The 21,521-nt window shown below is 57.7% G+C and carries 19 protein-coding genes; 14 read left to right on the top strand and 5 right to left on the bottom strand.

What is annotated here, in order from left to right; all coding sequences use genetic code 11:
• The first annotated feature begins 27 nt into the window (after nucleotides 1–27).
• The 12 genes from hscA to der all read left to right on the top strand — a co-directional run bounded on the left by hscA (nucleotide 28) and on the right by der (nucleotide 11,780).
• Complete coding sequence (gene hscA / locus IEY47_RS08885) at nucleotides 28–1,890, top strand: Fe-S protein assembly chaperone HscA (protein WP_188982841.1); 1,863 nt, start codon at nucleotides 28–30, stop codon at nucleotides 1,888–1,890.
• A gap of 5 nt (nucleotides 1,891–1,895) precedes the next feature.
• A complete protein-coding gene (gene fdx / locus IEY47_RS08880; RefSeq protein ID WP_188982840.1) occupies nucleotides 1,896–2,234 on the top strand; it encodes an ISC system 2Fe-2S type ferredoxin in 339 nt (112 codons plus the stop codon).
• Nucleotides 2,235–2,250: 16 nt separating this feature from the next.
• Nucleotides 2,251–2,451 carry a Fe-S cluster assembly protein IscX gene (gene iscX, locus IEY47_RS08875; protein ID WP_188982839.1) on the top strand — a complete coding sequence of 67 codons (201 nt, stop codon included), beginning with the start codon at nucleotides 2,251–2,253 and terminating at the stop codon, nucleotides 2,449–2,451.
• 157 nt (nucleotides 2,452–2,608) lie between these two features.
• Nucleotides 2,609–3,040, top strand: coding sequence for a nucleoside-diphosphate kinase (gene ndk / locus IEY47_RS08870; protein ID WP_188982838.1), 432 nt, complete (start codon nucleotides 2,609–2,611; stop codon nucleotides 3,038–3,040).
• A gap of 18 nt (nucleotides 3,041–3,058) precedes the next feature.
• Nucleotides 3,059–4,201, top strand: coding sequence for a dual-specificity RNA methyltransferase RlmN (gene rlmN / locus IEY47_RS08865; RefSeq protein ID WP_188982837.1), 1,143 nt, complete (start codon nucleotides 3,059–3,061; stop codon nucleotides 4,199–4,201).
• 13 nt (nucleotides 4,202–4,214) lie between these two features.
• Nucleotides 4,215–4,979, top strand: coding sequence for a type IV pilus biogenesis/stability protein PilW (gene pilW, locus IEY47_RS08860; protein ID WP_188982836.1), 765 nt, complete (start codon nucleotides 4,215–4,217; stop codon nucleotides 4,977–4,979).
• Complete coding sequence (locus IEY47_RS08855) at nucleotides 4,976–5,989, top strand: RodZ domain-containing protein (protein WP_188982835.1); 1,014 nt, start codon at nucleotides 4,976–4,978, stop codon at nucleotides 5,987–5,989. The genes pilW and IEY47_RS08855 overlap by 4 nt, the downstream gene beginning before the upstream one ends.
• 7 nt (nucleotides 5,990–5,996) lie before the next feature.
• Entirely contained in the window at nucleotides 5,997–7,109 is a 1,113-nt protein-coding gene (gene ispG, locus IEY47_RS08850) for a flavodoxin-dependent (E)-4-hydroxy-3-methylbut-2-enyl-diphosphate synthase (protein ID WP_188982834.1), read from the top strand.
• 12 nt (nucleotides 7,110–7,121) lie between these two features.
• Nucleotides 7,122–8,411: a histidine--tRNA ligase gene (gene hisS / locus IEY47_RS08845; RefSeq protein WP_188982833.1), complete on the top strand. Its 1,290-nt coding sequence runs from the start codon at nucleotides 7,122–7,124 to the stop codon at nucleotides 8,409–8,411.
• A gap of 22 nt (nucleotides 8,412–8,433) precedes the next feature.
• Nucleotides 8,434–9,066, top strand: coding sequence for a tetratricopeptide repeat protein (locus IEY47_RS08840; RefSeq protein ID WP_188982832.1), 633 nt, complete (start codon nucleotides 8,434–8,436; stop codon nucleotides 9,064–9,066).
• The gene (gene bamB / locus IEY47_RS08835; protein ID WP_188982831.1) at nucleotides 9,059–10,207 is read left to right on the top strand and encodes an outer membrane protein assembly factor BamB; all 1,149 of its coding nucleotides are present in this window, start codon (nucleotides 9,059–9,061) and stop codon (nucleotides 10,205–10,207) included. The genes IEY47_RS08840 and bamB overlap by 8 nt, the downstream gene beginning before the upstream one ends.
• Nucleotides 10,208–10,310: 103 nt before the next feature.
• Complete coding sequence (der, locus tag IEY47_RS08830; RefSeq protein WP_188982830.1) at nucleotides 10,311–11,780, top strand: ribosome biogenesis GTPase Der; 1,470 nt, start codon at nucleotides 10,311–10,313, stop codon at nucleotides 11,778–11,780.
• A gap of 62 nt (nucleotides 11,781–11,842) precedes the next feature.
• Here the strand turns inward: der and cysE are convergent, their stop codons facing one another.
• Nucleotides 11,843–12,637 (bottom strand): serine O-acetyltransferase, encoded by a 795-nt coding sequence (cysE, locus tag IEY47_RS08825; protein ID WP_188982829.1) that lies wholly within the window; start codon nucleotides 12,635–12,637, stop codon nucleotides 11,843–11,845.
• Between the two features lie 230 nt (nucleotides 12,638–12,867).
• Here cysE and IEY47_RS08820 point away from each other — a divergent pair, with 230 nt between their 5' ends.
• The gene (locus IEY47_RS08820) at nucleotides 12,868–14,016 is read left to right on the top strand and encodes a pyridoxal phosphate-dependent aminotransferase (protein ID WP_188982828.1); all 1,149 of its coding nucleotides are present in this window, start codon (nucleotides 12,868–12,870) and stop codon (nucleotides 14,014–14,016) included.
• 21 nt (nucleotides 14,017–14,037) lie between these two features.
• Here the strand turns inward: IEY47_RS08820 and IEY47_RS08815 are convergent, their stop codons facing one another.
• From IEY47_RS08815 to IEY47_RS08800, 4 genes are all read right to left on the bottom strand, one after another.
• The gene (locus IEY47_RS08815) at nucleotides 14,038–14,724 is read right to left on the bottom strand and encodes an endonuclease (RefSeq protein ID WP_188982827.1); all 687 of its coding nucleotides are present in this window, start codon (nucleotides 14,722–14,724) and stop codon (nucleotides 14,038–14,040) included.
• A 259-nt stretch (nucleotides 14,725–14,983) separates the two neighbouring features.
• Nucleotides 14,984–16,654 carry a 2-isopropylmalate synthase gene (leuA, locus tag IEY47_RS08810; protein WP_188982826.1) on the bottom strand — a complete coding sequence of 557 codons (1,671 nt, stop codon included), beginning with the start codon at nucleotides 16,652–16,654 and terminating at the stop codon, nucleotides 14,984–14,986.
• Nucleotides 16,655–16,910: 256 nt separating this feature from the next.
• Complete coding sequence (locus IEY47_RS08805; RefSeq protein ID WP_188982825.1) at nucleotides 16,911–18,227, bottom strand: mechanosensitive ion channel family protein; 1,317 nt, start codon at nucleotides 18,225–18,227, stop codon at nucleotides 16,911–16,913.
• Nucleotides 18,228–18,380: 153 nt separating this feature from the next.
• Nucleotides 18,381–18,947 (bottom strand): hypothetical protein, encoded by a 567-nt coding sequence (locus IEY47_RS08800; protein WP_188982824.1) that lies wholly within the window; start codon nucleotides 18,945–18,947, stop codon nucleotides 18,381–18,383.
• Between the two features lie 555 nt (nucleotides 18,948–19,502).
• Here IEY47_RS08800 and IEY47_RS08795 point away from each other — a divergent pair.
• Entirely contained in the window at nucleotides 19,503–21,416 is a 1,914-nt protein-coding gene (locus tag IEY47_RS08795) for an acyltransferase family protein (RefSeq protein ID WP_188982823.1), read from the top strand.
• Nucleotides 21,417–21,521: the final 105 nt, after the last annotated feature.

Below are 21,521 nucleotides of genomic sequence, written 5' to 3'. Positions count from 1 at the left end.
GGCAGCGCTTCGATTACGCAGGTACGCATGGCTCTTCTGCAAATTTCCGAGCCCGGTCAGGCACCGCGCCCGCATCAGCGTCGGCTGGCGGTAGGCATTGATCTGGGAACGACCAATTCGCTCGTCGCTGCGGTACGCAGCGGGATCAGCGAGCCGCTTGCCGACGAACGCGGTGAGATCATTTTGCCTTCCGTGGTCCGCTATCACGTAGACCGCGTCGAAGTTGGCCATTCGGCCAAAGCCTCTGCTTCGATCGACCCCTACAATACGATTTCCTCCGTCAAGCGTTTGATGGGGCGCGGGCTTTCCGATGTCACCCTATTAGGTGAACAGCTTCCCTATCGCTTCAGCGAAGGCGAGTCGCACATGCCCTTCATCGATACAGTCGCAGGGCCGCGGAGCCCGGTCGAAGTATCTGCGGATATTCTCAAGGTGTTGAGGCTGCGCGCAGAGGCGACGCTTGACGGTGAACTCGTGGGCGCCGTCATCACGGTCCCGGCTTATTTCGATGATGCGCAGCGCCAGGCGACCAAAGACGCGGCGCGCTTGGCTGGGCTCAACGTTCTGCGTTTGCTGAACGAGCCGACTGCCGCGGCGGTGGCGTACGGCCTTGATCAAGAGGCTGAAGGCATCGTTGCTATCTACGATCTAGGCGGCGGCACCTTCGACATTTCTATCCTCCGTCTAAGCAAGGGCGTGTTCGAGGTTCTTGCTACGGGTGGGGATAGTGCGTTGGGTGGCGATGACTTCGATCATGCCATCGCAGGTTGGATCATAGGCGAGGCGGGGCTTTCGTCCAGTCTTGATGCCACTGCGCAGCGTGAGCTGCTGCGCGCAGCGTGTGACGCGAAGGAGGCACTTTCCTCAGCCGAGACGGTGGAAGTCGCATTTGCTGATTGGCAAGGTCAATTGAGCCGTGAGCAATTTCATGTATTGATCGAGCCGCTACTAGCGCGAAGCCTCAAGGCATGCCGCCGCGCAGTGCGTGATGCGAGCGTCGAACTCGATGAAATAAGCGCCGTCGTCATGGTGGGTGGGTCAACGCGCGTGCCGCGTGTGCGGGATGCGGTAGAAACGATGTTCGGGCGCGAACCGCTGACCAATATCGATCCGGATCAGGTGGTGGCAATTGGCGCAGCCATCCAGGCCGATATGTTGGCGGGCAACAAGCGCGATGGCGGCGATCTGCTGCTACTTGACGTGATTCCGCTCTCCTTGGGGTTAGAGACGATGGGCGGCCTGATGGAGAAGATCGTGCCGCGCAATACGACCATCCCAGTAGCGCGTGGGCAGGAGTTCACGACGTACCGGGATGGTCAGTCCGCGATGATGATTCATGTCCTGCAGGGCGAGCGCGAGCTCGTCAAGGACGCCCGCTCCCTCGCGCGATTCGAGTTGCGCGGCATTCCGCCCATGGTGGCAGGTGCCGCGAAGATCCGCGTTACGTTCCAGGTCGATGCTGACGGCTTGCTCGGCGTGTCCGCGCGCGAGCTGGGGTCGGGTGTCGAGGCGAGTGTGGAGGTAAAGCCTTCCTATGGGCTGACCGATGGGGAAATATCCCAAATGCTTCAGGACTCCTTTGCCAACGCGGGGGAAGACAAGAATGTTCGGGCGCTCCGCGAGCAGCAAGTCGAGGCCAATCGCCTGCTCGAAGCGGTGGCCGGCGCGCTGGTTGCGGATGGTGACCGGCTCCTGAGCCAAGAAGAGCGTGAGGCAATCGACCTTCAGATGCAGGAGCTGAAAGCGCTGGTCGATGGTTCGGATCTGGACGCGCTCGAGATGCAGACGAAGCGCCTTTCCCAGATTACCGATGCATTCGCAGCGCGACGTATGAATGCCTCAGTTAGGGCCGCCTTGGCTGGCCGCAATTTGAATGAAGTCGAGGATTAAAGAAAATGCCACAGATCGTATTCCTGCCCCACCCGGACCATTGTCCAGAGGGCGCTGTCATCGAGGCCAAGGAAGGCGAGACGGTCCTCGACGCGGCTCTTCGCAACCACATCGACATCGAGCATGCCTGTGAAAAATCCTGTGCCTGCACGACCTGCCATATCGTCGTGCGCGAAGGGTCGGCATCCATGGAGCCTTCGGATGAGCTGGAGGATGACATGTTGGATAAGGCGTGGGGGCTGGAGCCGCAGTCACGACTGTCTTGCCAAGCCGTTGTAGCGGATCAGGACCTGGTCGTGGAAATCCCCAAATACACCATCAATCAGGTGTCCGAAGGGCATTGAGTCATAGGAGAAGCGCATGGCGCTTAAGTGGGTGGATGTCCTGGATATCGCGATCGCCCTATCGGAGAGCAAGCCCGATGTAGATCCGCGTTATCTTAATTTCGTCGAGCTTCACCGCTGGGTGATCGCGCTGCCCGAGTTCAGCGATGATCCCGCGCGTGGCGGCGAGAAGGTGCTCGAGGCCATACAAGCGGCCTGGATCGAAGAGATGGACTAAAGACTGCCAGCGTCCGGCGTGCGTTGCAGCTGATCAGAGACGCTTTTACCTGGCGGCGAAAAGCCCCCAAACTGCGATCCCTCGCATTTAACCCGAACCCGCGTATAATTCGCGGGTTTAATTTTCCCGTTTCACCCATCGATTTTTGGAGCATCAAATGGCTGTCGAACGCACTCTTTCCATCATCAAGCCTGACGCGGTTAGCAAGAACGTAGTTGGCGAAATCGTCACTCGCTTCGAGAAAGCCGGTCTGCGTGTTGTTGCAGCCAAAATGGTTCAGCTTTCCGAGCGCGAAGCCGGCGGTTTCTACGCTGAGCACAAAGAGCGTCCTTTCTACAAGGATCTGGTTGCGTTCATGACCTCCGGTCCTGTTGTCGTGCAGGTTCTCGAAGGCGAAAACGCCATCGCGAAGAACCGTGAGCTGATGGGCGCCACCGATCCGAAGAAAGCCGATGCCGGTACCATCCGCGCCGATTTCGCCGTTTCCATCGACGAGAACGCCGTTCATGGTTCGGACTCCGAGGCATCCGCTGCGCGTGAAGTCTCGTACTTCTTCGCCGCTACCGAGGTATGTGCCCGCATCCGTTGATGTCAGGCAGGTGAATCCATGACACAGACAGCCGACAAGACCAACCTCCTGGGGCTCACTCAGCGCCAGATGGAGCAATTCTTCGAATCGATCGGAGAAAAGCGTTTCCGTGCCGGTCAGGTCATGAAGTGGATTCACCACTTTGGCGTCGATGATTTCGATGCCATGAGTAACGTTGGCAAGGCGTTGCGCGAAAAGCTCAAGGCCTGCTCCGAGATTCGAAGCCCGGAAGTGGTCAGCGAAGACATCTCCAGCGATGGCACCCGTAAATGGGTGGTGCGCGTGGCGTCCGGTAGTTGCGTAGAGACCGTCTACATCCCTCAGGGAGGGCGGGGCACGCTGTGTGTGTCCTCGCAGGCAGGTTGTGCGCTTGACTGCAGCTTTTGCTCGACCGGCAAACAAGGTTTCAACAGCGATCTGACGGCTGCCGAGGTCATCGGGCAGGTCTGGATTGCTAACAAATCGTTCGGTACCGTACCTGCCAAGATCGATCGCGCCATTACCAATGTCGTGATGATGGGTATGGGTGAGCCGCTCTTGAATTACGACAATGTCGTCGCAGCGATGAACATCATGATGGATGATCTCGGCTACGGCATTTCCAAGCGCAAGGTGACGTTGTCGACATCGGGTGTGGCGCCGATGATCGATCGCCTGGGTGGCGATATCGATGTTTCGTTGGCGTTGTCACTGCATGCGCCGAATGACGAATTGCGTAACAAGCTCGTTCCGATCAACCGCAAATACCCGTTGGCGGTCGTGCTTGAAGCCTGTAAGCGCTATATCTCTCGTCTGGGTGAGAAGCGCGTGTTGACGATCGAGTACACCCTGCTCAAGGATGTGAACGATCAACCCGTCCATGCCGAGCAGATGATTGCACTTCTTGCGAAAATTCCTTGCAAAATCAATTTGATTCCGTTTAATCCCTTTCCTTTTTCCGGCTACGAACGACCGAGCAACAATGCCATTCGCAGGTTCCAGGACCTGTTGCACAAAGCCGGCCATAACGTGACGGTCCGTACCACGCGCGGCGAGGATATTGACGCTGCATGTGGCCAGTTGGTTGGGCAGGTCATGGATCGGACGCGTCGTAGCGAACGGTATATCGCGGTGCGCCAGCTAGCCGAGGACTCGCAGGGTCGCCAGGCTGGCAGCAACTGAAAGGGAGGGTTTCATGAAATTGCGCGTCGCGCTCGTTCTATTGCTACCCATCGTTTTGTCTGCGTGCGTGACGTCGGGTCAAGTCGACCCCATGGATACGCAGAAAGGGCGTAGTGGCGCGCGAGATGCCTATATTCAGCTAGGCATTGGCTACTTGCAGAAGGGCTACACTGAGCGCGCCAAGGGGCCGCTGTCCGAAGCCCTGAAGTTGGACCCTAGCAACGCCGATGCGCATACGGCGTTGGCGCTAGTCTTCCAAACGGAAGCGGAGCCGACCCTAGCGGACAAGCATTACCGTGAGGCATTGTCGTCACGGCCGAAGGATGCACGAATCCTGAACAACTACGGCAGCTTCCTCTATGAGCAGAAGCGCTATCAGGAGGCGTACCAACGGTTCGAGCAGGCGTCCCAAGACGCGCTCTATGGCGAGCGTTCCCGGGTTTTCGAGAACATGGGTATTGCAGCGCTTGCGCTAGGCAACCGGGATCTTGCAAAAGAGCACTTCTCCCGCTCGTTGCGCTTGAACCGTCAACAACCACGGGCACTGCTCGAGATGGCGCAGCTTTCCTATGAGGACCGTGAATACGTCCCCGCGCGAAGCTATTACGACCGCTATAGCCAGATGTCGACTCAGCAGACCGCGAGCAGCCTTCTGCTGGGTATCCGACTGGCCAAGATTTTTGAGGATCGTGATACCGCGGCCAGCTACGGCCTGCAGCTCAAACGACTTTACCCCGGCTCGCCGGAGTATCAGAAATATCTTTCGGAGCAACGATGAAACCGGCGCAGACCGACACGCTTGCGGGTAGCCGCAATCCAGGTGAGTCATTGCGCAACGCGCGCGAGGCCCGAGGGCTATCCTGCGCGGATGCCGCCCGCCAGCTGAACCTGACCGAAACGTCCCTTCAGCACATCGAAACAGGCGCTTTCGACCGTTTGCCTGGGCACACCTTCGCGCGCGGGTACGTTCGGGCGTATGCAAAATTTCTTGGCTTGGACCAGACTGAAATCGTCCGTGAGTTCGACCAATTCACCGGCACCAATGCCAGTGGTTCGGCTGTTCATAGCCTGGGCCGTATTGAAGAGCCGAGCCGGCTGTCCCAAAACCTGCTGCGTTTGGTTTGCTTCGCCTTGTTGGTACTTCTGGGTGTCATCGGCTTTTTCTGGTGGCAAGAGCAGGGCAGTGGTATTGCTCGCCAGGCGGCCGAACGGGTTGGAATGGAGCAAGTGGAAGTAGACGGTGCCGACGGCACGACGGAAATCCACACGCTCGATGAGCCGGAAGACCAAGCAGTGGCCGACGCGCAAATTCCAGCTGATGTGCCAGCTACCACCGGTGCCGATGTGAACGACACCGATGCGGAAGCAGAGGCTCCCCCAAATTCGCAAAGTGCTCCTGCCGCGTCGCCTCCTGCGGATACCACAGTACCGAATCCCGTTGCGCCCCCAGCCGCGACGTCGAACACGCAACAAGCGCCCGTTACGACGTCGCCTACAGCGGCACCGTCGGCGCCTGCAACGGCGCCCGCTGCTGCGGCCGTTCCCGGACAGGGTTCAGTGAAGATCGTGTTTACCGCAGATTGCTGGACGCAAGTCATGGATGCGGACCGCAAGGTGCTTTCCAGTCGTTTACAGCGCAAAGGCGACACGTTGGACGTTTCCGGCAAGGCGCCGCTCTCCGTCAGGCTAGGTTATGCCCGTGGTGCCGAGGTCACGTACAACGGTGAATCGGTAGACGTGATGTCACGAGCTCGTGGCGAAACCGCAACCCTCACATTGGGGCAATAAGGCGCTTATGCATTCCGAATCTCCAATCAAAAGACGGACCTCGCGGAAGATCTGGGTCGGCTCGGTTCCGGTGGGCGGCGATGCGCCAATTGCAGTGCAAAGCATGACCAACACGGAAACCTGTGACGTTGATGCCACGGTTGCGCAAATCGCCAGGCTCGAACAGGCCGGTGCAGACATCGTGCGCGTTTCGGTGCCCGATATGGATGCTGCCGAGGCGTTTGGACGTATCAAGCAGCGGGTGAATCTGCCGCTGGTGGCCGACATCCATTTCGACTACAAGATCGCGTTGCGCGTAGCGGAGCTCGGCGTGGATTGCCTGCGTATCAACCCCGGCAATATCGGTCGCGAAGATCGCGTTCGCGCCGTCGTAGATGCTGCACGTGACAAGAACATTCCTATACGCATCGGCGTGAACGCTGGCTCCTTGGAAAAGGACCTACAGAAGAAGTACGGCGAACCTACGCCCGAAGCGCTTCTCGAGTCTGCGATGCGTCATGTCGACCACCTCGATCGGCTGGACTTCCAGGACTACAAGGTCAGCGTGAAGGCCAGTGATGTGTTCATGGCAGTGGCCGCGTATCGTCTGCTCGCCAAGCAGATCGAGCAGCCGTTGCATCTCGGCATTACTGAGGCTGGCGGGCTCCGCTCTGGTACGGTCAAGTCCGCGGTAGGGCTTGGCATGCTGCTGGCGGAAGGGATTGGGGACACCATCCGTATCTCGCTCGCGGCGGACCCGGTCGAAGAAATCAAGGTCGGATTCGACATTCTGAAATCGCTACGCCTGCGTTCACGCGGTATCAACTTCATCGCATGTCCAAGTTGTTCCCGGCAGAACTTCGACGTGGTGAAGACGATGAACGAACTCGAAGGTCGGCTTGAAGATCTGTTGGTTCCGATGGACGTTGCCGTAATCGGTTGCGTCGTGAATGGGCCAGGTGAAGCGAAGGAAGCGCACGTAGGTTTGACTGGCGGAACACCGAATAACCTGGTGTACGTCGATGGCAAGCCTGCGTCGAAATTGAATAACGACAATCTGGTGGATGAGCTCGAACAGCTCATTCGCCGCAAGGCGGCCGAAAAGACCGAAGCCGACGCGGCGTTGATCGCCCGCGGTTGATAAGGATCCAATGTGAGCAAGACGCTGCAAGCCATCCGCGGCATGAACGACATTCTGCCCGAGCAAACGCCAACATGGCGTTATCTGGAGTCAACGTTTGCATCGTTGCTCGACGCGTACGGGTATCGCGAAATCCGTCTTCCCATTCTTGAGTTCACCGAGCTGTTCGCGCGTGGGATCGGTGAGGGTACCGATGTCGTCGATAAGGAGATGTATACCTTTCGCGACCGTAACGACGAGTCCCTTACTCTGCGCCCCGAGGGGACGGCAGGCACTGTGCGGGCTGTGCTCGAGCATGGCTTGACCGGCGGTGGTCAGGTTCAGAAGTTGTGGTACACGGGCCCGATGTTCCGCTACGAAAAGCCGCAAAAAGGCCGCTATCGGCAGTTTCACCAGATCGGTGTAGAAGTGTTCAATCTGCCCGGCCCGGATATCGATGCCGAGCTGATCGCCTTGACCTGGCGACTGTGGAAGGCGCTGGGTCTAGGCGATTCGGTCACGCTGCAGTTGAACAGCCTGGGCTCGAGCGAGGCGCGCGGCGTTTATCGCGACGCCCTGGTCGCGTATCTAGAAAAGCATTTCGACGCACTCGATGAGGACAGCCAGCGGCGCTTGAAGACCAACCCGCTGCGAATTCTCGACAGCAAGAACGCGATGACGCAGGCGTTGCTCGCAGATGCACCGACGCTGGCGGATTACCTCGACGATGACTCCCGCGCGCACTTCGAAGGTCTCAAGGCGCGGCTGGATGCCATGGGCATCACGTACGAGATCAATCCCAAGCTCGTTCGGGGCTTGGATTATTACGGCCGTACTGTTTTCGAGTGGGTAACCGACAAGCTCGGCGCCCAGGGAACGGTCTGCGCCGGTGGTCGTTATGATGGTCTGATCAGCCAGTTTGGCGGCAAACCTACTCCGGGTGTCGGCTTCGCCATGGGCGTCGAGCGTCTGGTGCTCTTGCTGGAAACGCTTGAGCGGGTGCCTGAGGCACTGAACGCGCCCGCGCACGCTTATCTTTGTGCTTTCGGCGAAGAGGCCGAGCGTGCGGCGATGGCATTGGCGGAATCGCTGAGAAACGAAGTTCCTGGGTTGCGACTGCTGGTCAATTCCGGCAGCGGCAGCTTTAAGAGCCAGTTCAAGAAAGCCGACAAGAGCGGCGCGGTCTACGCGCTCATCCTGGGAGACGACGAATTGGCGCAGCGTGTGGTCGGCTGCAAGCCGCTGCGCGACGACCGTGAGCAACAGACAATAGGTTGGGATGCGCTAGCTGCGCATCTCGCCACCTGCATTGAGCAGGCTTGAGAACTTCGCAGGAGTAGTGCAGATGGAAGACGATCAGCTCGCGCAGGCGAAAGAGTGGTGGCAGCGTAACGGCAAGCCGCTGGTTTTCGGCGCTATAGTTGCCCTTGCTGCGGTCACCGGGTGGCAGGCGTGGCAGAAACACAAGATGAACCAAGAGCAAGGTGCGTCTTTCGTTTATCAGCAGTTGGTGGAAGCTGCACTGACGCCTGCGGGCAAGGTCGATGTCGCGAAGGTGAGTGCGTTGGGCGCTGAGCTCAAGGATCAATACGCCGGCACGCCTTACGCGCAATATGGCGCTCTGTTCATGGCCAAGGTCGCGTTGGACGAGAACAAGCTAGAGGACGCGGCGACCGAGTTGCAGGCGGTGGTGGATAAACCCGCGAATGAGGAACTCGGTGAGCTAGCGCGCCAACGTTTGGCCCGTGTGCTGAGTGCCCAGGGTAAACACGAGGACGCGCTGAAGGTACTCGATGGCGCTGCACCCAAGGCCTTCGTGGCGGGTCGAGAAGAGCTCAAGGGCGACCTGCTCGTTCGCCTTAACCGTACCGATGATGCGCATGCTGCTTACCAGAAGGCCAAGGATGCGTTGGTCGACGAGGCTGCAGTGGGTGGCTTACAGATGAAGCTCGATGATTTGGCGAAAGGGGATGCGTGACGTGATGCGTTTCAAGAACTTCGCGCTCTGCGCGCTGGCGGCATTGGTCGTTGGCTGCAGCAGCAATACGAAAGAATTGCCACCCGCCGAGCTGCCAAAATTCCAGCCTGAAGTGCAGCTGGATGAGCAGTGGAGTCGTTCCATCGGCGAAGGCCAGGGCGATACGTACAACATGCTGACGCCCGCAGTGGACGGCGCGAATATTTTCGCGTCCGACATCGAAGGCCGAGTGATGTCCATGGACCGCACCTCGGGTTCGGTCAACTGGCGCAAGGATTTGGATGTGCCTGTCTCCGGCGGAGTCGGTGTTGGGTATGGTCTCGTGTTGGTCGGCACGTTGCGGGGTGACGTCATCGCGTTGGACGAATCCAGCGGCGAAGAAGTGTGGCGCAAGCGTGTCACTAGCGAGGTGCTTTCTGCGCCCGTCAGCAATGGCGATGTCGTGGTCGTGCAGACGCAGGATGACCAGCTCGTCGCGCTGGACGCCGCTACAGGTAATCAGCGCTGGATCTTTGCTAACACGCCTGCCGTGTTGACGCTTCGTGGCACGAGTTCGCCGGTTGTAACCAATCAGTTGGTCATTGCTGGGCTTTCCTCTGGCCGGGTGATTGCGCTCGATACACAACGGGGTTTGCCCGTCTGGGAGCAAACGATTGCCGTGCCGACCGGGCGTTCCGAGTTGGAGCGTATGGTCGATATCGACGGCGACTTGCTCCAGTCGGGCAATACCCTCTACGTCGTCAGCTATCAAGGACGTCTGGCAGCCCTGGACCTTACGACAGGCCGGATTCAGTGGCAGCGCGAGGCGTCCAGCTACAACACACCTGCTCAAGGCTACGGCAGCATCTATCTAAGTGATGCGGGTGGCAAGGTCGAAGGCATCGACGAGGCATCGACGTCGGCGCTTTGGAGTAACGAGGAGCTTGCTCGCCGTCAACTTTCTGCGCCCGCGGTATTCTCGAGTTACGTCGCTGTCGGTGACTTCGAAGGTTACCTGCACTTGCTTAGCCAGGTAGACGGTCGTTTCGTGGGGCGTGCGCGAGTTGATCGCCACGGGCTGCGAGCACGCCCGATCGTTGTTGGCGATTGGCTGTATGCCTATGGCAACGGCGGTAATCTGGTCGCGTATACGATTCGTTGATCACTTCGTCATCGTTGCCAGCAAGCAGCGATGACGTCCAAATGTACGGCCGCTGCTCTTGCAGCGGCCTTTGTGTTTCCTGGATTCCAGCTGGAGGAGCCCTATGGTTCCCGTTATCGCCCTGGTGGGCCGCCCCAACGTCGGTAAGTCGACACTCTTCAATCGTCTGACGAGAACGCGTGACGCCATCGTTGCCGAGTTCGCCGGCCTGACGCGAGATCGTCAATACGGCGAAGCCAAGTGGCAGGGGCGTACCTATATCGTCATTGATACCGGCGGCATTTCCGGGGATGAAGAGGGCATCGATGCCAAAATGGCGGAGCAGTCTCTCCAGGCCATCGAAGAAGCGGATGCTGTGCTGTTCTTGGTGGATTCGCGGGCGGGGCTGACCGCGTCGGATCAAATGATTGCGGAGCACCTGCGTCGTCGCAACAAACGGTGCTTTCTGATTGCTAACAAAGTCGATACGGTCGATCCCGATATCGCGCGCGCGGAGTTCAGCGTGTTGGGCCTTGGCGATGCGCTGCCGATCGCGGCTGCTCACGGCCGTGGTGTCAGTCAGATGCTGGAAGAAGCGTTGGGTGCCTTCCCGAAGGATGACAACAGCGAAGAGTCCGACGCTGTCGAAGACGTACCGGAAGGTGAAGAACTTGCCCGCATACCCGGCCCTAGTGAAGCCGACGGCATCAAGATTGCGATCATTGGACGGCCTAACGTCGGCAAGTCCACACTCGTTAATCGGATGCTCGGTGAAGAGCGTGTCATCGTCTATGACCAGGCCGGTACGACGCGCGACAGCATCTACATTCCATTCGAGCGTGACGAAGAGCACTACACTCTGATCGACACCGCCGGTGTTCGTCGGCGCGGAAAGATCTTCGAAGCGGTCGAAAAGTTTTCTGTCGTCAAGACACTGCAGGCGATCCAAGACGCGAACGTCGTGATCTTCGTGATGGATGCGAAGGAAGGCGTCGTCGACCATGACTTGAATCTGCTTGGTTTCGTACTCGAAACCGGCCGAGCGCTGGTCATTGCGCTCAACAAGTGGGATGGCATGGAGCCGGGCCAGCGGGATTACGTGAAGACCGAGCTCGAGCGTCGGTTGTTCTTCGTTGATTTCGCCGATATTCATTTCATTTCCGCCAAGCACGGGACCGGTGTCGGTCACCTGTACAAGTCGGTCCAAGACTCCTTCCGCTCGGCCATCACGCGTTGGCCGACCAGCCGGCTGACGCAGATCCTTGAAGACGCCATTCAGGAACACCAGCCACCGATGGTGAACGGTCGTCGTATCAAGTTGCGCTATGCGCACCTGGGCGGAGCGAACCCTCCGCTGATCGTGATTCACGGTAATCAGGTGGATGCGGTACCCAAGTCCTACACGCGTTACCTGGAAAACACCTACCGCCGAGTGCTGAAGCTGGTCGGTACGCCCATCCGTATCGAGTACAAAGGCGGCGATAACCCCTACGAGGGGCGTAAGAACAAGTTGACCGAGCGCCAGGTGAACAAAAAGCGGCGGCTCATGAGCCACCACAAGAAAGCTGAGAAGAAGCGGAGGGACAAGCGCTAAGGCTTATCCGTAAAGGTGGGTTAGCCGCAGGCGTAACCCACCGAGCGGTCTACCGGGCTTGATCAGTTTTCGTCGAAGGACTGGTCCATATCGAGTGCGGGCTGCAGGTGACGGGGTTTACCTGCACGACGCGCCGGGTTGCCGACCGCCGTCGTATGCGGTTCCACCGCTTCGAGTACGACACTGCCTGCGCCGACCTTGGCGCCTTCGCCAATTTCGATATTCCCTAGGATCTTGGCACCCGCACCGATCATCACGCCCCGACGAACCTTGGGATGACGATCGCCGCATTCCTTTCCCGTTCCGCCGAGCGTAACGCCTTGGAGAATCGACACGTCATCCTCGATGACGGCGGTCTCGCCGATCACGATCCCCGTGCCGTGATCGAACATGATGCCTTCGCCGATACGGCTGGCGGGGTTGATATCGATCGCCAGACGCTCATTGCAGCGTGACTGAATGAACATTGCCAGTAGGCGGTTACCCTCGCTGTGCAGATGGTGCGCAATGCGGTACGCCTGCAACGCGATGAAGCCCTTGGAAAACAGGAAAACTTCCAGCATCGAATTGAAGGCTGGGTCCCGGGTCGTCGTCGCAGTGAGATCCGCCCATCCTTTGTTAGCCAATTCCGGCGCGTTGCGGTGGATGACAACGAACCGTTCAGCCAAGGTCTGCGCCTGCTCCGGTGTATTGGCCAAGTTGCGACCGATCCTGTAGGCCAGCGCGGAGCCGAGATCGCCGTGGACCAAAATCGCGTTCCGGAGCAGCTCTGTCAGCGCGGGTTCGGCGACGATCGCATGCTCGGCATCGGTACGGATGTCTTGCCAGGCGGACGAGTTGAAGGAAGGGGCTGTCATGAAAAAAACCTGCGCTCCAAATAATGCAGTGATTGCTCAGGATAGGTTACCTCGCCTTGGCGGGATAGGTGCGCCAACGCGTTAGTGCCATCGAGACATCGCGCGCGCTGTTTTGAACGCGCGCTTGATAGAGGCAACGCGCATGCCGGATCGTTCGTCTGCTCGAAAGGCCAGCGTGCGTTCGGTATGCTTTTCGCCGGATGAAACAAACGCGAGTCGACGGCCTGATCATGATTACCAGTAAATTGCCGAACGTCGGTACGACGATCTTTACCACCATGTCAGGGCTCGCGGCGGAAACTGGTGCGGTCAATCTGTCCCAGGGATTTCCAGATTTCGATGGGCCTCAAGCGCTCCGCGACGCAGTCTGCCGGCATATCGCAGAAGGGGACAATCAATATGCCCCCATGATTGGTGTTGCGGCGCTTCGCGAACAAATTGCCGAGAAGATCGCTCGGTGCTACGGCCGTGCAGTGTGTGCAGGCGCTGAGATCACCGTCACACCGGGTGCCACGCAAGGGATCTTCTGCGCGGTACAGGCGGTAGTGCGCCAAAACGACGAGGTAATCGTCTTCGATCCGTGCTACGACAGTTACGAGCCTGCCGTTACGCTCGCCGGCGGAAGGTGCGTTCATGTGCCGCTTGAGGCGCCGTCCTTTTCATTCGACTGGGATCGACTCGAAGCCGCGATCACTGAAAAGACCCGACTCGTCATTCTCAACACGCCGCATAATCCGAGCGGCGCTCTAGTGTCCCGTGATGATCTCGATCGCTTGGCGGCCTTATTGTCCGGGCGCGATATTTATCTCATCAGTGACGAGGTCTACGAGCACCTCGTATTCGACGGTCAGCCCCATGTCAGCGTGTTGGCGCATGAGGCGTTGTACCCACGGGCGTTCGTCGTCAGCTCCTTTGGCAAGACCTACCATGTCACCGGGTGGAAGACAGGCTACGTCGTCGCACCGCCTGGATTGACCGCCGAGCTGCGCAAAGTCCATCAGTACGTGAGCTTTTGTGGTGTGACTCCGCTGCAGTACGCCTTCGCGGATTTCATGGCAGCGCACCCCGAACACCTGGTCGAACTTCCTGCCTTCTATCAGGGCAAACGAGATCTGTTCTGTGACCTCCTGACGCGATCACGTTTCCGGTTCACCCCGGCCGCGGGTACCTATTTCCAGATGGCGGACTATTCGGCGATACGTCCTGATCTCGATGACGTGCAGATGTGCGAGTGGCTGGCGCGCGAGCACGGCGTTGCGGCTATTCCTATCTCGGTGTTCTACGAGTCCCCACCCGAGCATCTACGTCTTGTGCGTTTTTGTTTCGCCAAGCGCGAGGACACGTTGCGTGAAGCCGCTGGGCGGCTTTGCGCGGTATGAGACGTGTCTGAAGGCGATGGTCTATCGGCACTGCCGCACATTGACCCGGCTGACGAATTCATTAGCTTGGCCGGTGATACAGGCGATGCGCTCGTTGCGCGCGACCTCCCAGCGTTGCGCGGGATAGGCCTTCGCCCAGACCTCGTAAAGCTTGCGGTCCTGGGCGGACAGCCGTAACCCGTAGCGCTTGCTCATGTAGAAATGCGTTCTCGCGACGAACCCGCGGATTTCTTGGCGTGGCATGACGGTGCGGCCCTTGAAGTCGACCACGGTCTGGCAGGCGCCGTATTGCGTCGGCTTCTCCGGCGACCAGCCAAAGGAGAAATTGCTGCGGTCGGCATTCACCTCGCCAATGGCCGGCACAAGATTGTGCAGATCCGCTTCCGCAAGTCGATAACGCGCGTCGTTTTTGGCGCAGTTGGCCCGTCCGCCATTCTGCCAGCACCGGCGCTGATGGCCGATCTGCCACGCGGAGACGACGTGTTCCCATTCCACGCGCGCAGCGCGCTTTGGGTTTTTCCGGGGTTTGTAGCCGCAGGAACGCAGGTCGACCTTGTTGCCGGTATAGCGGCAGCCGCAATAGAATTCTACGGGTTGGTCTGCATACAGCTTCCAACCGATCTTCTTGGCTTCGGAAAAGGTCCGGGGAGCGTCGGCAAACGACAGCGATGGGAGGATAAGGAGTAGTAGGAAGGTGAAGCGGAACATGCGGCTCTCAGGTATCGGGAGTTTCGGTCGCGTCTTTGCGGGCCGAGATCATACCTTACGAGGTGGAATGCGCGTTTTTATCAGGGGGGTGACCCTTCCAAAATCAACGCCATTCGCTTTTTTGTAGGAGCCAGCAAGCTGGCGATCCGTCTACTTAACCGTATTGGCCCTGATCGCCAGCAAGCTGGCTCCTACAGAAAGCGGGTTCTACAGCAGCTGCCCGGCGCTACGGTGTTTGTCACCATAACGCCGGCCCTAATCAAGCAGCCTTGGTTTGGGCTTGATTGACCGCACGGTTGAGGGCGCTTATCAGGGCGCGGAAGCTGGCGGTCGTGATGTTTTCGTCGATCCCGATGCCGTGCAATGGGCGTTCGCCCTCTAGGCGAAGCTCGATATAGGACGCCGCTTTTGCATTGGAGCCGGCGCCGATGGCGTGTTCATGGTAATCCATGATCTCCGCCTTGACCGGCAGCGCCGAGACCAATGCCTCCAGTGGGCCTTTTCCCGTACCGTGCCAATGCTGGTTCTGGCCTTCGAACACGACTTCCAGGTCGACGGTGCTCGTACCGTTTTCCTCGTGCAGGCGGTGGCTACGCAGCGCGTACGGTTGGTCCGCCTCGATGTATTCAGTTTGCAGCAGGCTATGGATCTGCTTGGCGGTCATTTCCAGACCCAAACGGTCCGTTTCACGCTGCACGACCTGGCTGAATTCGATCTGCATACGACGCGGCAAGCTGATGCCATATTCCTGCTCGAGGAGGAAGCTGATACCGCCTTTGCCGGATTGGCTGTTAACGCGGATGACGGCCTCATAATCGCGGCCAATATCGGCGGGGTCGATCGGCAAGTACGGTACTTCCCAGAATTCGCCTTCTTTGCGCTGGGCGAAGCCCTTACGGATGGCGTCCTGGTGCGAGCCGGAAAACGCAGTATGGACGAGGTCACCGACATAGGGATGACGGGGGTGAACGGGAATCTGATTGCACTCCTCGACCACTTTGCGCACGGCGTCAATATCGGAAAAATCCAGGCCCGGGTCGATACCCTGCGTATAGAGGTTGAGCGCGAGCGTTACCAGGCACACGTTACCGGTCCGTTCACCGTTGCCGAACAGGCAGCCCTCGACGCGATCCGCGCCGGCCATGACGGCAAGTTCGGAGGCGGCAACGCCGGTGCCGCGGTCATTGTGGGTATGCACGCTGATCAGCACGCTGTCACGCTTGTCGATGTGACGGGCGAACCACTCGATCTGGTCGGCGTAGTTGTTCGGCGTCGCACACTCGATCGTGGCGGGCAGGTTCAGGATCAACTTGTTCGCGGTAGTCGGCTGGAACACGTCAATGACGGCATTGCAGACCTCGACCGCGAAATCGGTCTCGGTGCTGCTAAATACCTCTGGCGAATACTCGAAGCCCCATTGTGTATCAGGGGAGGCGTCGGCGAGCCGCTTGATCGTAGTGCCTGCGGCAACGGCAATCGCTTTGACGCCGGCTTTGTCCTGATTGAAAACGATCTTGCGAAAGCTTGGAGCGCAGGCGTTGTAGTAATGAACGATTGCTTTCTTCGCGCCACGGAGCGACTCGAACGTGCGTTCGATCAGGTCGTCCCGGGCTTGGGTGAGTACCTGGATCGTGACGTCATCCGGGATATGACCGCCTTCGATCAGCTCACGGACGAAATCGAAGTCGGTCTGCGATGCCGAGGGAAAGCCGACTTCTATTTCCTTTACGCCAACGTCTACCAAGCACTTGAAGAACCGCATTTTCTTTTCGGCATCCATCGGCTCGATCAGCGACTGGTTGCCATCGCGCAGGTCGGTGGACAACCAGATAGGCGCTTTATCGATGATCTGGTCCGGCCAGGTGCGGTCGGGAAGTTGCACCGGGGTGAATGCGCGGTACTTCTTGGACGGGTGTTTGAGCATGGTCATGTCGAGTTCTCTTGTTGGCTAGCGCCGATGATCGGCCGGTGGCTTCAAACGGGTTTTAATGCGTTGGAGGCTCACCGGCATAGTCGGGGGCTGACCAGACGTAGGCAGGCATGTTGGCGAAGCAAGATCAGGGTGTGTGGCGTGTTCATGCTCCACACCCTAGAGGCGCTAATTTTTAGTTGCAAGCTTGATCAATAAATTAGTGAATTATTGCCTATATAGGCATAACGCGAATTTATATTGCGCCTTTTTCCCGTTATCTAGCCGCCAATTCTTCCGCAGATTCAGACTGCGCGAATGGCGCGCTGGCACCATTGGCCGGGACGTTGAGAAGGGCTTGCCCTGATTGCCACGCGCGCATGTCCAGGCCGCTTGGATGTTGAAACACGCTTAAGCCAAATTCCGGCAGGATCGCCAGCAGGTGGTCGAAAATATCGGACTGCGTGCCCTCGTATGCGGCCCATGCCACCGTATTGGTGAAGCAATAGATTTCCAGCGGTAGGCCATCGGCGGTTGGGGTGAGCTGACGAACCATGAGCGTCATACCCTGATGAATGCCCGGGTGGCTGCGCAAATAGCGCTCGATATATGCCCGGAAAGTACCGATGTTGGTCACCCGGCGGGTGTTCACGGGCTCTTTTCCGCGCGCCTCCAGGCGCAGGTTCCAGTCATCCAGCTCTTTCGCCTTGTCAGTCAGATAGTCGTCTAGCAGGCTGAAACGATGAAGGCGTTGGCATTCTTCGGCATCGAGGAAATGCACGCTTTGCTGATCGAGTAGCAGCGTGCGTTTTATCCGCCGTCCTCCGGACTCCTGCATGCCGCGCCAATTCTTAAAGGGATCGGTGATGAAGCGTTTCGTCGGGATGGTGGTGATGGTCTTGTCCCAGTTTTGAATCTTGACGGTATGTAGGGCGATATCGATCACATCACCGTCCGCGTTCAATTGCGGCATTTCCACCCAATCGCCGACCCGCACGATATCGTTGGACGAAATTTGTACGCTGGCCACCAGCGACAAAAGCGTGTCCTGAAAGATCAACATCAGCACGGCCGCCATCGCACCTAGGCCCGACAGCAGGATGAGCGGTGAACGATCGATCAGCGTGGCGATGATCAGGATCGTCGCGATCGCATAGACGATGATCTTGACTACCTGCACGTAGCCTTTGATGGGCCGTAGGTGGGCATCGACGCGCCGTTGGTAGAGCAGGTTGACCAGGGTAAGGGCGTTACCGATGGCAAGCGCGACCGTCAGGATCACGAACGCACCGCAGACATTCCTCACGATTTCGACAAGGGCGTCCGGCAGCCCAGGGATCCACCGAATACCCGCGCTCAAGATCAATGCGGGCACCACGTTCGCAAGACGCCGGATGATGTGCACATCCTTGAGCAGCTTGTCCTTGCCCAGCGTGGTTGCGCTCAGGGCCTTGAGCAGCGCGCGGACAAGAATATGCTTGACCACCCAGTTCGCCAGCCAAGCGGCGAGGATGAGCAGTGCAAGCGTCGTGAGGGTATGAAGTTCGGGGTAGCGTTCGAGCCAGTCGATGCTCGATTGGTACAGTGCGGTCATGGCGCGTTCTCAGGTCATAAGGCGCTCGCTCGGCGGGTGTGCGCGAAGCGAGGGGGCGTACCTTACCAAAGCAAGAGGCGCGAATCCGTTACAGGATCTGAGCGTGCCTGAGTATTGCTATCTGCCAGCGTTCGGGGCGGGCGTTGGCCGTGGTTAATGGCGAATGCCTGAATCCACGCGTCCGCCGGCGTCGATGGCGCGGGCGCTACAACCGGACACCGTTGTCGTCAGGCTTACGCGTTGAGCCCCAGTCGCCCCTTGACCGCTATGGCTGGCGACGCAAGTCGATTCGTAGGCCATGACCGGGCTGTCTTCGTACCAGTCGCGGCCCGCGGGCAACAAGTTTGGCGCGGGGCCAAAAGCCGCCGCGCTGGCAAGTGCGCCGTAAGGCGAGCTCGGTGGGGTGTAGGTCGTGACGCCAAACGCCAGGGCAACGGCCAGCGGCACCGCAACGCCCGCGCAAATCATGGGCGGCACGATATGCACTGATTGTCGGCTGGCGCGGTAGAGCTGAATCGCTGCAGCGAGCGCCAGGCTCAGTACCAAGAGGCTGGAACCAAAAAATGCCTGCATGAACGGGTACGTGCCCCACCACCAAAGCGCCCCCGCAACCGGAACCGCCGCGACGAAGGCGACTGCGATCGTCGTGAACGAGAGATCGGCCAAACCGAGATCGCGACGATTGGAGGGTGTCAGATGAGGTGTCGTTGGGCTATCCATAGGGTGCTTTCGGCTGTGGTTCAGACTCGCCCGTTATCCTCTGGCCCATCGGCAATTTCAAGCCGCGTGTGGTCGAAAGGATCACCGTCGGTCGCATAGAGCCCTCTTTGTGTGCAGGCGGAAGGTGTTCAACACGATCATTCGTCATTGCAGGGTTCAGGCACGTACAAAAAAGCACTTTCAAAACTTTTTTCCCAAAGCGCTGCTACAGGTTCTTCTTTTTCAAAGGCGCGCCTGTTACTTTCCCACTGTTGACTGATTCGGTTCACGGAAAGGACTGGTTGCGCTAAAGGAGTAGCTGTCATGCGTCATGTCAATCCCGGTGTTGCTCTTCCTTTTCGTCGAAACCGTGTTCATCGATTCGGCGCTCCATCTTCCTTTCGAGACCTAACCGCTCCCAGGGGTAGTCATCTTGACCCTGGAGAGGCTTTTGTTTTCTGAAAAAGCCAGTTGTATAGGACTTTGCCGACATATACAGCGCTTTTAAAGATCGCATTGTTGGCCATGGAATCAGTGTCTGGTTTACCCATTTGAAAAAGATGACGCTAGGTTAGGATGACTATGAAATATAGGCCGGAAATTGATGGGTTGCGTGCGCTAGCCGTACTCCCAGTGTTAGCTTTTCATGCAGGCATCTCAGGGTTTTCCGGTGGATTCGCTGGCGTGGATGTTTTCTTCGTTATATCGGGTTATCTTATTACGAAGATCATCAGTGAAGAAATGAAGTCGGGAAAATTTAACTTCTTGGACTTCTACAAGAGGCGATCGCTTAGGATTCTACCGCCTCTCTATATCGTTATTTTGGCGACATTGTTGTTGGGCTACATATTCTTACTGCCAGTCGAGCGCCATGAGTTGGCCAAAAGTGCTCTCAGTTCTGTGCTCTTCTCATCAAATATTTTCTTCTGGACAACCTCCGGCTATTTCGATGGCGCCGCGGAGTTGGCTCCACTGTTGCATACATGGTCACTGGGTGTCGAAGAACAGTTCTATATAATATTTCCAATCGTGCTGCTGGTTGCGTACCGCTTCTTTAGAAGTAAACTGCTTTTGCTGGTTGGATTGATGGTCGTAGGGTCCTTCGCACTCAGTGTGGTCGGCGTTATTTATAAACCCAAGGCCACCTTCTATCTGTTGCCATTTCGAGCCTGGGAACTTGGCATAGGGGCGCTGATCGCCTTATCCAGCATCGAATCCAGTCGTTACCTGGGTGCCAAACACGTGCGAACAGGTCTGGGTTTACTGGGACTTTCCTTAATTGCGTTCGCTTACATCTACCTTGATGCGGGTAAAGCATTTCCCGGTTACAACGCCATCTATCCGTGCCTTGGGGCAGCGTTAATTATCCTGGCTGGCCGCGATTCGGTTTCCGGGCGGTTACTCTCCGTAAGGCCGCTTGTCTACGTCGGGCTTATCTCCTACTGCCTATACCTCTGGCATTGGCCTGTCGTGGTCTATCTAAACATGGTCACCGACTATTCAGTGCTTTCGAAAGCACTGATCGTCATCAGCCTTAGCTTTGCATTGGCAATCGCCAGCCGGCACCTGATCGAAATTCCATTCAGGTCAAAACTCAAGGTAATGCACCCGACGCGAGCCGCTTTCGCGTCTACTGCTTCTATTCTGTTGGTTGGTGCTCTATGCGCTGCGACACCCTATATGGGAAGCAAAGGGCTCTTTTCAGAGGAGGAGCTCAGGCTTTCGGAATACTACAACTACAAGGATATGGCTGATCACAAAGTACAGTTTTCGGTCGGTGTTTGTTTTTTCGCTTCAGACACCGAGCATCCCTCAATGGAAAAGATCAGTCGTTGCCTGACCAGTAGCCAGGATAAAAAGAACTATGTCCTTCTAGGTGACAGTCATGCCGCTCACCTTCGCCAAGGGTTGCAGGAGGCGCTGGGCGAAAACGTCAATCTGATGGAGATAGCTGCATCAGGTTGCTTGCCGGTATTGAATACGAGCGGGTCGCGCTATTGCGTAGAAGTGATCGATTACGTGTTGAGGGAATATCTTCCCAGCAGTGAAATAGATGGTGTGATTATTTCTGCACGTTGGCGATCGGACATTCCTCTCGATAGCGTCCTTGAGACCGTCGACTACGTGAAAAGCCTCGACAGAGATGTAATTGTTCTCGGCCCCAGCGTCGAGTACAGCACTGCTTTTCCTTCTGTGCTCGCTCGTGAGTCTCGAGAGAAAAAGTCCGCAGCGCTATACAACGATGTCAAACGTAAATCTCTGGACGAGTTGATGCGCAAGAGTATTCCAGATCAGCTCTATATCTCGACATACGACATCTCATGCCCAACAACCGAATGCACTCGTTTTTCTTCGGCAAACGAGCCCATGTTGTTTGATAGCAATCACTTCACGTTAAGTGGTGCACGCGATGTCTCCAAGGACATTGCCGCGCAAATCAGGACGAGATTCGAGCCAGAGGGTGAGCAGGGGCTTAATGCCGCGAATTGACTGGGCGGTTGTTCATCTTGCATACAAGCCTAGGCCTGAAGCCAGAGCTTGTATGCCTAGCATCCGAGAAGAAAGTTCGGCGCTTGGATTGAGCGCTGCTAGCCT

The organism is Pseudomonas matsuisoli (assembly GCF_014647635.1).
Lineage (GTDB): Bacteria > Pseudomonadota > Gammaproteobacteria > Pseudomonadales > Pseudomonadaceae > Pseudomonas_P > Pseudomonas_P matsuisoli.
The sequence above is the reverse complement of the archived record's forward strand: the minus strand, read 5'-3'. Positions and strand labels throughout refer to the sequence as shown.